The organism is Oleiphilus sp. HI0117 (assembly GCF_001635235.1).
Genome location: NZ_LWGA01000823.1, coordinates 1 through 11,609 on the forward strand (window position 1 = coordinate 1; position 11,609 = coordinate 11,609).

At 45.6% G+C, this 11,609-nt stretch carries 14 protein-coding genes; 6 read left to right on the forward strand and 8 right to left on the reverse strand.

All coding sequences use genetic code 11. From position 1 onward, the window contains the following. The first annotated feature begins 57 nt into the window (after positions 1 to 57). Positions 58 to 363 (forward strand): cytochrome c, encoded by a 306-nt coding sequence (locus A3757_RS13695; RefSeq protein ID WP_068509251.1) that lies wholly within the window; start codon positions 58 to 60, stop codon positions 361 to 363. Positions 364 to 504: 141 nt separating this feature from the next. On the opposite strand, the gene A3757_RS13700 is transcribed toward A3757_RS13695, so the two are convergent. The 7 genes from A3757_RS13700 to A3757_RS13730 all read right to left on the reverse strand — a co-directional run bounded on the left by A3757_RS13700 (position 505) and on the right by A3757_RS13730 (position 6,590). After that, positions 505 to 1,470, reverse strand: a complete 966-nt coding sequence (locus A3757_RS13700) for a GNAT family N-acetyltransferase (protein WP_068554061.1) — start codon at positions 1,468 to 1,470, stop codon at positions 505 to 507. A 52-nt stretch (positions 1,471 to 1,522) separates the two neighbouring features. Next, on the reverse strand, positions 1,523 to 2,290 hold the full coding sequence (gene trmB, locus A3757_RS13705; RefSeq protein ID WP_082865329.1) for a tRNA (guanosine(46)-N7)-methyltransferase TrmB: 768 nt from the start codon (positions 2,288 to 2,290) through the stop codon (positions 1,523 to 1,525). A 116-nt stretch (positions 2,291 to 2,406) separates the two neighbouring features. Then, entirely contained in the window at positions 2,407 to 2,838 is a 432-nt protein-coding gene (locus tag A3757_RS13710) for an arsenate reductase ArsC (RefSeq protein ID WP_068509254.1), read from the reverse strand. Between the two features lie 357 nt (positions 2,839 to 3,195). Next, positions 3,196 to 4,176 (reverse strand): GlxA family transcriptional regulator, encoded by a 981-nt coding sequence (locus A3757_RS13715; RefSeq protein WP_068509256.1) that lies wholly within the window; start codon positions 4,174 to 4,176, stop codon positions 3,196 to 3,198. Between the two features lie 170 nt (positions 4,177 to 4,346). Next, the gene (locus A3757_RS13720; RefSeq protein ID WP_068509257.1) at positions 4,347 to 5,858 is read right to left on the reverse strand and encodes a YifB family Mg chelatase-like AAA ATPase; all 1,512 of its coding nucleotides are present in this window, start codon (positions 5,856 to 5,858) and stop codon (positions 4,347 to 4,349) included. Between the two features lie 194 nt (positions 5,859 to 6,052). Then, on the reverse strand, positions 6,053 to 6,301 hold the full coding sequence (locus tag A3757_RS13725; RefSeq protein ID WP_068509259.1) for an accessory factor UbiK family protein: 249 nt from the start codon (positions 6,299 to 6,301) through the stop codon (positions 6,053 to 6,055). Then, on the reverse strand, positions 6,294 to 6,590 hold the full coding sequence (locus tag A3757_RS13730) for a hypothetical protein (protein ID WP_156490560.1): 297 nt from the start codon (positions 6,588 to 6,590) through the stop codon (positions 6,294 to 6,296). The genes A3757_RS13725 and A3757_RS13730 overlap by 8 nt, the downstream gene beginning before the upstream one ends. 139 nt (positions 6,591 to 6,729) lie before the next feature. On the opposite strand from A3757_RS13730, the gene glnK reads away from it, so the two are divergent. The 4 genes from glnK to A3757_RS13750 all read left to right on the forward strand — a co-directional run bounded on the left by glnK (position 6,730) and on the right by A3757_RS13750 (position 9,687). Next, positions 6,730 to 7,068, forward strand: coding sequence for a P-II family nitrogen regulator (gene glnK / locus A3757_RS13735; RefSeq protein ID WP_068507212.1), 339 nt, complete (start codon positions 6,730 to 6,732; stop codon positions 7,066 to 7,068). Between the two features lie 67 nt (positions 7,069 to 7,135). Next, a complete protein-coding gene (locus A3757_RS13740; RefSeq protein ID WP_231872228.1) occupies positions 7,136 to 8,395 on the forward strand; it encodes an ammonium transporter in 1,260 nt (419 codons plus the stop codon). 175 nt (positions 8,396 to 8,570) lie between these two features. After that, the gene (locus tag A3757_RS13745; protein WP_068509265.1) at positions 8,571 to 8,969 is read left to right on the forward strand and encodes a PilZ domain-containing protein; all 399 of its coding nucleotides are present in this window, start codon (positions 8,571 to 8,573) and stop codon (positions 8,967 to 8,969) included. Positions 8,970 to 9,078: 109 nt separating this feature from the next. Further along, on the forward strand, positions 9,079 to 9,687 hold the full coding sequence (locus A3757_RS13750) for an SOS response-associated peptidase (RefSeq protein WP_068509266.1): 609 nt from the start codon (positions 9,079 to 9,081) through the stop codon (positions 9,685 to 9,687). Positions 9,688 to 9,696: 9 nt separating this feature from the next. Here A3757_RS13750 and A3757_RS13755 read toward each other — a convergent pair whose 3' ends face one another. Beyond that, positions 9,697 to 10,437, reverse strand: a complete 741-nt coding sequence (locus tag A3757_RS13755; RefSeq protein ID WP_068552962.1) for an SDR family NAD(P)-dependent oxidoreductase — start codon at positions 10,435 to 10,437, stop codon at positions 9,697 to 9,699. A 261-nt stretch (positions 10,438 to 10,698) separates the two neighbouring features. Between A3757_RS13755 and A3757_RS13760 the strand changes: the two genes are divergently transcribed. Further along, a partial coding sequence (locus tag A3757_RS13760) for a molybdopterin-dependent oxidoreductase (protein WP_156506321.1) occupies positions 10,699 to 11,609 on the forward strand: 911 nt, incomplete at its 3' end.

Below are 11,609 nucleotides of genomic sequence, written 5' to 3' on the forward strand. Positions count from 1 at the left end.
TTATTTGCTAATTCAATACGTTAATTGTCCGGTTTAGAACATGAAAGGATATTAAATATGCCTATCGTTTATACAATCACCTTGTTATGTATCTTCTTAGTTGGGTGTGGCAATGACCAGCACAACCACCCAGACCTAGCGTCAGGAAAAGACCTATTCGAACACCATTGCTCTGAGTGTCATAACTCAACAGGCTTAGGAAAATTTCTAAGGGCTGTTCCGCCTAATAAGGGCACTAAACTAAGTGCTTGGCAGGTATCTCATAAAGTTAGGGTGGGAAGTGATGCTAGTAAGATGACGACTTTCGAGAATATGAGTGTAGAAGAGTCAATGAAGATCTCCGCATACTTAAAAGGTCTGTAGCCAGATATATCGAGACCTAAAAAGGTCTTTAGGTGGTTGCGAGCATTGAACTATTGCTCAAACTGACTGTTTTGTCCTTATCTAAGCAAGCTCGTTGAGCGTCTTAAGTGCTGAGCAATGAGACCCAAACAAACAATAATACTAAGATGAAACAAGCCGATGCGTCAGCAAACCATAGCGTTTTCGTTTTTGTCCTGACATTTGATCAATATCGACCACGACAAAGCCGTCAACGCAATCACTAAAGTCCGAGTCGATATTGAAGCCTAAAAAGCGCGTCCCGCCTGGTTCTGACAATTCTGCATACTGTTTGTATAAAACAGGAACAGCGAAGCCAAGATACCTTAGCTGTTTCTTGAGCTTAATGAAGCCTTCCTTTAGATCTAAACCTTCAAAAAATTGATCTAGGTGCTTTTTTGAAGCCTCACTTAGCTGGTATGGGTGATGACAGACTAGATACTTTGTCTCAGTTCCATAGTAGTGCTGATAGAAATAGATAAGTAAGTCTTTAGCTGGTGCAGATAAGGTATTGCTAATACTTACTGCGCCGAACAAGTAACGGTATTGAGGGTGTAGCCTAAGAAAGGCTGCGATGCCATACCACAAATATTCCAGGCTTTTGGAACCCCAGTATTGTGGCTGAACAAAACTTCGGCCCAGCTCCAACCCATGCTCTAGAATGCTACGCGATGCTGGTAAGTAGTCGAATAAGCTCGCAGTATAAAGAGGAGAATTAACAATCAGCCGATCAGAATCTTCCTGTACATCGAGCTGATCAGTACCTCTTAGGCGATACGCGCCGACCACCTCACCTTGCTCTTCATCCCAAAGGACGATGTGCATATAGTGGGCATCGTACTCATCGAGATCACGTTCACGCCCTGTTCCTTCGCCCACCAAGCGGAAGGACTCTTCTCGCAAACGGCCAATTTCATTCATTAGCACCGAAGATTGGCGGTGATGATAAAGCAATATTTTCTTGGCATCCTGGGTTTCACCCAGAAGCTCGCAGTTGGCAATATCGGCTCTCAAACGGTCACGGCACTCTTTTGGCGCTATCTCAGCAACAACACCTTCAGTGCTTTTCGAGTTATCGTGCCCTGACATACATACAAACCTTGTTTTAGCTATTATTGCTTCTTATGAAGACTCTATGTATTTAAGCAATACGTCGGTAGAGCAAATCCCAAACACCATGCCCTAAACGCTGACCGCGCTTTTCAAACTTAGTTAAGGGGCGGTTTTCAGGGCGTTCAGAGTATTGCCCGGCTCCGGCCACGTTTTCATAGCCTGGCGCGGCTTCCATCACTTCCATCATATGTTCTGCGTAAGGCTCCCAGTCTGTTGCCATATGGAAGACACCTCCGATTTCAAGCTTTGACCTGATTCGCTCAGCAAACTCGCTCTGTACAAGGCGACGTTTATTATGGCGTGCTTTATGCCATGGGTCGGGAAAGAAAAGCTGTAGGCGACTAACGGAATCATCAGCAATATTCCGTGCCAGCACTTCGTTGGCGTCGGCGCAGAATACTCGTAAGTTTTCCAAGCCTAGATCACCCGCCTGATTTAGGAGCGCACCAACTCCGGGACGATGAACTTCAATCCCCAAATAGTTCTCATTAGGCGCCTGATGAGCCATTTCACTTAGTGATGCACCCATGCCAAAACCAATTTCTACCACTAAAGGTTGCGCAAGAGGAAAACTCTCACGAACATCAGAAGGCGCTTTCGCTAACTCCAAGCCCATCGTTGACCAACACTCTTCAAAGCCTCTTTGCTGGCCTGCGGTCATCCTTCCACTGCGAACAACGAAGCTTCTAATCGGCCTTTTCTTGAGGTTAGCCACTTCAATTTTAGGACCTTTGGTATTCGTCTCTTTTGAGTCAGTTTCGTCCGTCTGTGCGGAATCCTGATGTTCTTCGGTCATTATGTTGAGCCTTGTTACGTCAGTGCAAATGCAGTTTATTAAAGAAGCTTAGTATTGATTAAAAAGCGCGCATAATAGGACTGCATGGAGCAAAGATCAAGGTATCTCAAGCCGCTTTAGCTAGAAAAGCTAGACGACTCAACAAAAGCCCTGATTTCATCTCGCACACGCCTATAACTCTCCAACTCATCTTCCTGATTAGCAGCTAGTTTCGCTAACGATGGCGGGTCATCAAAAGGAACATGCTTAATCTCTTTGAACTCCGATAAGTTTGGGCAATGTTCAGCAGCATGACCGCAAACTGTCACGATCAAATCGAACTGTTGCGCTTCGAGCTCTTCAATATGCTTAGAATAATGTTTGCTCATATCTACCCCAAGTTCCCCCATCACTGAAACAGCATTAGGGTTCATACCGTGGGTTTCTATGCCTGCAGAGTATGCTTGCCACTCTTTATTTCTGATCGTATTTACCCAGGCTTCGGCCATTTGGCTTCGACAAGAGTTACCGGTACACAGAAAAAGGACTTTTTTGGGTGCCTGAGACATCTCGGTTTAGTCTTCCTTTTGTAAGGGGATGAATGCTAATAGACCACGTAAATCTGAAAAGATTCATCAAGTATTATTATTTTTTTGAACCAAGTTACATTTCCATTGTCTGAACTTACGACAGCAAGGCTAAATGTTGTGAAAGGACTGCTATGTAAGTAATTCTTGGCATGCGATAGCATGTTATAACGAATCATTACAAATATAGCTCACTTTTTAACCACATTACGGAAATTTTAGTCTTATACTGTTATTACAGATCACGAAGAAGCGATCGTGATTCTGTCTTCCTTGAAGAAACCCCTATTATAGGAGCCCTAAACAGGCTCCTCTTTTTTTGTCCCAAATTATTACTCTTTAATCTAACTGGAAGAGTTTTGGACGCACCATTTTCTTATAATCACTTGGCGTCAGCCCTACCTTGGTTTTAAACACCCGAGAAAAGTAAGCCGTATCTTTATAGCCAACGTTTTCAGCCACATCCTGAATGCTTAGATCGGTTGATTTCAATAAGTCACGGCCATTTTCAATGCGTAAGTCCTGAAGGTACTGATTCGGTGTCATGCCTAATGCTTGCCTGAAACGACGTGTAAACGTTCGTACTGGCATGCCTGCTCTTTCGGCCATCTGGGGAATATCAATATCTTCATGACACGAGGACTTTAACCACGCCTGAATCTCGATAATATCTTCATCTGCATGCGCGGCTCGTCCGACTGAAAACATAGGCAAGTCGTAGCTGCTGCCTACTTCATGGGCAAAATGGCGCTCCGCTAACTGACGTTTTTCCAAACCAAAGGCCTGGCCAATCAAGTGAAAGACCAAGTCTGACAGCGCGTTGATACTGCCAGCACAATAAATTCGGTTACCATAAGTAATGAAGTGCTGGCGTTTTAGTTCAACGTGAGGGTAACGCTTTTCAAATTTATCAAAAAAGAACCAGTGAGTCGTAGCAGGGGTCTTGTCTAAAAGGCCTGCTTCTGCCAAGAAATAGGCACCGGCCCCTGTGGCAATAAAGTTAGTCCCTTCCTCATAGCGCTGCCTTAACATCTCTGGCAACTTGGGATAACGTTTCAATAAATGTACCGGATCTCTCCAATTTGGTGGAATAAAGATCCAGTCCATATGACCAAGAGATTCAATACGCTCTTCGATATTTAAAGGAATATCGCCAGCAACCTGAGGCTGTTTATCTTCGAGCTTAACCATATGCAGCTCAAGCGGCCTGGATTCCCGCGCCATGCGCGCCATTGCATTAGCGGCCTTCAGAATTTCATAGGGCCTGGTTATCCCTGAAAAGAGTGCGCGGTCATAAACTAGAAACGCAGCTTTTATCATTAGCTATTCCTCAACTTCCCTTCAGCAGTTTCGCTCACTTCACCACGCATTCAAAAGTGGCTATTTATTTATGATGCGTAAGTTTAGGCCATCATCTTAGCCAATTTCATAAAGCGATGGAAGTCACAGCTGTACGCCATAAGCTTTAAAGACTTTTCTTTACATAGCACTCAGCTACCAGACTTTCTATCCAAACCCCGGTAAGCCAAAGCTTCACTTAAATGAAGCATTTGAATACTCTCACTTTCCTGTAAATCTGCCAAAGTACGCGCGACTTTAAGAATCCGGTGAGCCGCCCTTGCCGACAAAGCCATCCTATCCATGGCGGACTCCAGAAAAGTGCGCATATCGTCTTGCATGGCACAATGTTCTGCAATCTCCCCACCCTCAAGCGCACTATTAAGCTTGCCCTGCCTGGTGATTTGCGCGTCTCGGGCTTTGCTCACGCGAGCCAGTACCTCATTCGAAGACTCACTAGCCTGAGCTTTGCCAAGTAAAACCGATGCAGGTTGACTCGCCACTTCGACATGCAAATCGAAGCGATCCAATAAGGGGCCCGACAACTTCCGCCGATAGTTACTTATCTGCTGGGGGGTATCAGTACAACTCACTGTAGGGTGGCCGCTATAGCCACAAGGGCATGGGTTCATTGCTGCAATTAACTGAAAGTCTGCCGGAAATGTCAGGCTCGCACTGGCTCGGGAAATTCTGATCTCCCCACTTTCAATCGGCTCCCGAAGTACTTCAAGCACCGAGCGTGCATACTCTGGCAACTCATCCAAAAACAATACACCATAATGGGATAAGGATATTTCACCAGGCTTTGGCTGTGCGCCACCACCAACGAGCGATACGGAAGAAGCTGTATGGTGAGGAGAACGAAAAGGCGCTTGCATCATCAAGCCCGGTTTTCTGGGAATACCCGCCAGCGAATAGATTGAGGCCACCTCCACTGCCTGAGCATTGCTTAAGCGTGGCAGAATACTTGGCAGGCGAGAGGACAGCATGCTCTTGCCTGTCCCTGGAGGGCCGTAGAATAATAGGTTATGGCGTCCAGCTGCTGCCAACTCCAAAGCACGTCTCGCTTGGAACTGACCCTTAATATCAGCCATATCCGGCTGCTTTTCGTCTTCCAAAATCATTTCTTCATAAGAAAGGGCTTGCAAAACACCGGGTGATTTAAGGTGCTGGCAAATTTCGCTCAAATGGCGTGCGGGGAAAATTGTATCGCTGCCAGCCATTTTCCCTTCATCAGCGTTACCATATGGGATAAATAAACATCGGCCGTCTTTTACGCTGGCAATAGCCGTGGGTAATACACCGGCAACCGGGCGCAAGTCTCCGGTTAAGGCCAGCTCACCAATAAACTCACTTTCACCAAGCTTTTCCGAGTCTATTTGACCTGTCGCAGCCAGGACTCCAATAGCAATTGCCAGATCATATCGTCCCCCTTGTTTAGGCAAGTCTGCAGGCGCCAAGTTAATGGTCACACGCCGATTCGGAAATTCGAAGCCAGAGTTGATTAAGGCACTGCGTACCCTTTCTTTGCTCTCTCGAACAGCCATTTCTGGAAGCCCAACAATCGCTAGGGATGGCAAACCATTTGAGAGATGAGTTTCGACTGTCACCAAAGGTGCATCGACACCGAGCTGAGCCCGGGTATAGATAATAGATAACGACATCGCATTCCTTTGCTAAGTTCATATCTGTTTAAGAAGGTAAGGAGCTGTATCAGGTAGACCGGAAAGCGCCTCATTAATACGCTTTGTATTAACTATTGCGCCATTTTAGATCAGCAGCATTATGCCCCTCAGTAGTGCAAGCACTGCATAAGTACAGTGCAAGAACGAACAAGTTCCATCTGTTCGTCATTAAATCAAGCTGACTTTTTCTCTAATTCAGCAAAATCTTTTTCTAGTTGTTCCAATTTGGCGCGTGTTGTTTCCAGCACCAATTGCTGAGTCTCAAACTCCTCACGAGTGACTAAATCCAGCTTGGAAATGACACCATTAATAAGAATTTTCAGTTGCGCAGTCAGATCCTCTTGAGCCGACTTTCCGGCGTCAGGTAATATCTGACTAACCTGTTCGTGGATGGTGTTAAGTACTTCTTGAGGGCTAAGCAACAAACGCTCCTTGGAATGCCTGGGACATTCTTTCTACATCAAACAAAAGAGCTATTCTAACACGCCCTGCCAGCGAAACCCACAACCCTAAAAAGGACAGATCTATTTTCAAATAATCAGATCCTCCCCCTATAAAAATCACCAAAGAGATGCGCTCGCCGCCAACCCGCATCAGATATTGCGTCATTATGGTGCGCCAAATCCAAGCCCGCACCACAAGACCACAACAAAACCACCACTCAACAATAACACTTAATCTTATGTAACTGTTATATAAGCTTTTTTTCAAACTGGCACACCCCCTGCTATATACCGATCAGATTTGTTATTCCGAATGAGAGATTCGTTTTTCATTTTGAATAGCAAACAAGAACTAAAACACATTTTTTTAACTAGTAAATATTGCAGCGACAGCACAGGAGATATCCATGAAACTCGTAACTGCCATAATCAAACCATTTAAGCTGGACGATGTACGTGAGTCATTGTCTGAAATTGGCGTACAAGGTATTACCGTAACTGAAGTTAAAGGTTTCGGCCGTCAGAAAGGTCACACGGAATTATACCGTGGCGCTGAGTACGTTGTTGACTTTCTTCCTAAGGTTAAAGTTGAAGTTGCCATTGGTTCCGACTTGGTTGACCAAGTTGTTGAAGCTATCAGCAAAGCAGCTAATACCGGCAAAATTGGTGACGGTAAAATTTTCATTTCACCGCTTGAGCAAGTTATTCGAATCCGTACCGGTGAAACCGGCACTGATGCGGTTTAAATCTCATTCATCACTAAGCAACTAATTTTTTAGAATACAGTACGGAGATTTCCTTATGGAAAACGTAATGAACAACATTTATGAATTGCAGTATGCAATGGACACCTTTTATTTCTTGGTGTGCGGCGCATTAGTTATGTGGATGGCAGCAGGTTTTGCCATGCTGGAAGCAGGCTTGGTTCGCGCCAAGAACACCACTGAGATCCTAACCAAGAACGTTGCACTGTTTGCAGTATCATGCACCATGTACCTAATCTGTGGTTACGAGTTCATGTATGGCGGCGGCTTCTTCCTATCAGGTACTGACAGCGTTGCAACTATAGACGTTGCTCAAGCTCTAGCAGATTCTGCTGAAAACGGCTTCGGCGGTGACTCTGTTTACTCAGGCGCTTCTGACTTCTTCTTCCAGGTCGTATTCGTTGCAACGGCAATGTCTATCGTATCGGGTGCGGTTGCTGAGCGTATGAAGCTTTGGGCTTTCCTAGCATTCGCAGTTGTTATGACGGGTTTCATCTACCCAATGGAAGGTGGCTGGACTTGGGGTGGTAACTCTGTGTTCGGTATGTACGACCTCAGTAGCTATAGCGATTACGCTGGTTCAGGTATCGTTCACATGGCAGGTGCTGCAGCAGCATTGGCTGGTGTTATCATGCTAGGTGCTCGTAAAGGCAAGTACGGTGCTAACGGTCAGGTTAACGCTATCCCAGGTGCGAACCTTCCTCTAGCAACGCTAGGTACATTCATCCTGTGGATGGGCTGGTTCGGTTTCAACGGTGGTTCTACTCTTAAACTGGGTGGTATCGAAGTAGCTAACGAAGTAGCAAGCGTATTCTTGAACACTAACGCTGCTGCGGCAGGTGGTTTGATCGCTGCATTGATCGTTGCACGTATTCTATTCGGTAAGGCTGACCTTACAATGGCATTGAACGGCGCACTAGCAGGTTTGGTTGCGATCACTGCAGAGCCTGCTGATCCTTCTCCACTACTAGCAACGATCATTGGTGCGATCGGTGGTGTTATCGTAGTATTCTCAATCGTAACACTTGATAAGCTTAAGCTTGACGATCCTGTTGGTGCAATCTCGGTACACGGTGTAGTAGGTCTATGGGGTATCTTCGCAGTACTTCTATCAGACGCTGACGCTACATTCGCTGGCCAGCTGGTTGGTGCACTAACGATCTTTGTTTGGGTATTCGTATGTAGCTTGATTGTTTGGGGCGTTCTTAAAGCAATCATGGGCATCCGAGTAACTGACGAAGAAGAGTACGAAGGTGTTGATATCTCTGAGTGTGGTATGGAAGCTTACCCAGAGTTTACTCGCGACTAATCTCGAGTTAAACAAACTAAAAAGCGCCTCATTGTAGGCGCTTTTTTATGCCCGCCTTTTGCGTCAAAGCAGCCAACAAAAGACACATATAATTACTATCAAGACATTGATACTTCCGCAGCTCTAGACTATTGTTGTTAACTCCTCGCCAACTCTGACCAGGAAGTTTCACATAGTGCCCGATAAAAAGAAGATTACAGAAGCTCTTGAAAACACTCAGGAAATTACGGCGGAAGCTTTGAATGACGGAGCCGAGCGCCGTCAATACACAAGGCGTTCAGCCCATTGGCGTGCAACAATTACAACCCGCAAGAAACAAGTCGTTCAATGTAAAACGAAAGACATCTCTGAACGTGGAACCTCACTGGTAAGCCCCGTAGACTTCCGAAAAGATGCTTTGGTGCTACTTCAAATTGCCGCTTTCTACAATGGCAAGAAAATGGAGTTCAAAGTACTGGGCGAGATCAAACACACCTCGATCGCTCCGGACGGCTTCACGCTTGGCGTATTTATTAAAGAAGCGCCGGACACTGCTTTTGCATTTTTTAAAAAATATGCTGAAGGTCAGATCTAAATCAAGGGAATCAGTAATTTGCCTCTGACTTTTCGTTAATTTTTCATCACAGCCTATGATAATATTCCAATAAGGTAATAAGCTTAGTTTCAGGCAGAGGCTCCTTTACATGTGTGGAAGATTTGAAGTAGACAAAGCCATCGTCGATACAGGCGTATTCGAAGCATTTCATATACTTTTTCATGCCATAAACAATCATGACCAACGCCCTTCACAAGAGGTCGCCTGCCTTCACTATCAGCATGAGAAGCTATCGCAAACGCCTGCTCTCTGGGGGATCAACCCTCACTGGGCACATCACACCATATTCAACGCTCAGGCAGAAACCGTCGCCACCAAGAAGACCTTTAGTTCTGCTTATGCACTACACCGTTGCGTAGTACCCTGCTCGGCCTGGTTTGAATGGACAGGAGAGCCCGGGCACAAAATAAAACACCGTTTTTCACCGGCAATAGACGACGTTCTGTTTATGGCAGGAATACTATTTCCACTGAACTCAGGTGGCTTCCAGCTTGTTACCCTCACATGCGAAGCCGACCCTAATTGTGGAATTTATCACCATAGAATGCCTTTGTTAATCGAAGCATCAAAGGTGAAGGACTGGCTGGCACTGCCACGACCAGCCAATGAGATAAATCAATTTCACGATCATCACGCACTCCAGATTCACCCACCGATCAGTTCAACCCCGGCGACCTTCGAGCGCATAAGTGACTAGTAACCAAAACTACATTTTAGCAATCAGAGAATCCGGTAAAACACGCATAAGAGGCGCAACAATCGCCCAAGGCATTCGAGGAAGGGTAGAAGCTTTAACTTTCTTTTCAACCAGATCGGCAAACTGCTTAGCGCCCTGCTCTACATTGATAACAAAGGGCCTGCTGGGCAAACTACGGTTAATTTCCGTATCGATAAAACCGGGGTTAATGACACTCACATCAACATTGTCATTTAAGGTCTCCAGCCTAACCGCCTCCATATAGGTAGCCAAACCCGCTTTTGAAGCAGAATACGCAGCATTTCTTGGTAAACCTCGATAGCCCGCAACGGAAGCGGTTGCCACAATATGCCCACCACCTTGGGTCCGGAATGCTTTAAGCGCAGCCCTGACGGTAGCGATAGCACCATTTAGATTAGTATTGATTACGGCGAGCTGGTCATCTAAAGAGGCAATCTCGGCTTTGCCTGAGCGGGCAATCCCGGCATTAGCAACGATCATATCTAAACGCCCCAAAGAAGATTGAAAGCCCTTAATCACCTCATCCACCTGCGAAGTATCAGTGACATCAAGCCGCGCTATTTCTATCCTTGCTTCAGGGTAGGCTTTATGGATCTCGGCTTTTAATGATTGCAGCAGGGTTTCTCTACGTGCGCTAAGACCAAGATCATAACCTCGCTTTGCCATCTCCCATGCCAAGGCCTTGCCAATACCATCACTGGCTCCGGTTATTACGATTGTTTTATTCATTGCTAGCCTACCCTACAGTTGCTGCGGTCATCTTCAAATGGAGAAGTTCATATATTGTGCAGACGAAAGCCTAGCACAATAGCCAAGCCCAAATCATTAAGGAGGCAACAAAGCGGGATTCACAAAGCAGTAAGTCTATGAATAGTTCTAATCGTCTAGACTTCTCGTTTATGGCAGGCATATAATCCTGACTAGCTGTTCAATAACAACAATAGTGGTGTACATTCACTCTTAGCACCCATTCAATGACGGATCAAATCTATGCCTAGCTCAGACGCTTTTACTCATTACCGCACCTGCAACCTTTGTGAAGCAATGTGCGGTGTCGCGATCAAAGTTGAAGACGCACAGATTATCTCTATAAAGGGCGATCCTGATGACCCGTTAAGCAAAGGCCATATTTGCCCGAAAGCGCTCGCCTTAAAAGATATACAAGAAGACCCGGACCGGCTTAAAGTTCCACAGCTAAAAACCAAAGATGGCTGGAAACCCATCACTTGGAACAGAGCGTTTGATTTAGTTGCAAACAAAATTGGTGATATTCAACAACAGCACGGTAAAAATGCTGTAGGTGCCTACCTTGGTAATCCGAACACCCATCATCACGGCAATATTCTATTTGCACCAATGCTGCTGAAAGCACTGCGTACCCGCAATAAATTTTCTGCCACCTCCAATGACCAGCTACCGCATATGCAGGCAAATCTGGAACTGTTTGGGAATCAATATTTATTCCCAGTGCCTGATATTGATCATATGGATTTGTTTATTCTTCTCGGCAGTAATCCGGCAGCATCAAATGGTAGTTTAATGAGCGCGCCTGACTATTCAGCAAGGCTCAAGAAAATCATTAAGCGTGGCGGTGAGGTGATTCTACTTGACCCAAGAAAGACTGAAACAGTCAAAACAAGTACCGAGCATTTATTCATCAAACCCGGTACCGATGCCTTCCTGATACTCGGAATTATTAACACTTTATTTAATGAGAATTTAATCGAGACAGGCCGGCTATCAAGCCATCTTGAAGGGATCGCCGAAATACAGCTTATCTCGTCCGACTTCAACCCAGAGCACGTGAGCAGCATTACAGGTGTTACCGCCGAAGATATCAGAACACTAGCCCGCAAACTGGCTACCACCCCAAGGGCTTGCCTGTTCGGTAGAATGGGCAC

What these genes read in the sequence shown, in the direction of transcription:
- A3757_RS13695 (WP_068509251.1), top strand. Translation starts at nt 58, where the DNA reads ATGCCTATCGTTTATACAATCACCTTGTTATGTATCTTCTTAGTTGGG.
- A3757_RS13700 (WP_068554061.1), bottom strand. Translation starts at nt 1,470, where the DNA reads ATGTCAGGGCACGATAACTCGAAAAGCACTGAAGGTGTTGTTGCTGAG.
- trmB (WP_082865329.1), bottom strand. Translation starts at nt 2,290, where the DNA reads ATGACCGAAGAACATCAGGATTCCGCACAGACGGACGAAACTGACTCA.
- A3757_RS13710 (WP_068509254.1), bottom strand. Translation starts at nt 2,838, where the DNA reads ATGTCTCAGGCACCCAAAAAAGTCCTTTTTCTGTGTACCGGTAACTCT.
- A3757_RS13715 (WP_068509256.1), bottom strand. Translation starts at nt 4,176, where the DNA reads ATGATAAAAGCTGCGTTTCTAGTTTATGACCGCGCACTCTTTTCAGGG.
- A3757_RS13720 (WP_068509257.1), bottom strand. Translation starts at nt 5,858, where the DNA reads ATGTCGTTATCTATTATCTATACCCGGGCTCAGCTCGGTGTCGATGCA.
- glnK (WP_068507212.1), top strand. Translation starts at nt 6,730, where the DNA reads ATGAAACTCGTAACTGCCATAATCAAACCATTTAAGCTGGACGATGTA.
- A3757_RS13740 (WP_231872228.1), top strand. Translation starts at nt 7,136, where the DNA reads ATGAACAACATTTATGAATTGCAGTATGCAATGGACACCTTTTATTTC.
- A3757_RS13750 (WP_068509266.1), top strand. Translation starts at nt 9,079, where the DNA reads ATGTGTGGAAGATTTGAAGTAGACAAAGCCATCGTCGATACAGGCGTA.
- A3757_RS13755 (WP_068552962.1), bottom strand. Translation starts at nt 10,437, where the DNA reads ATGAATAAAACAATCGTAATAACCGGAGCCAGTGATGGTATTGGCAAG.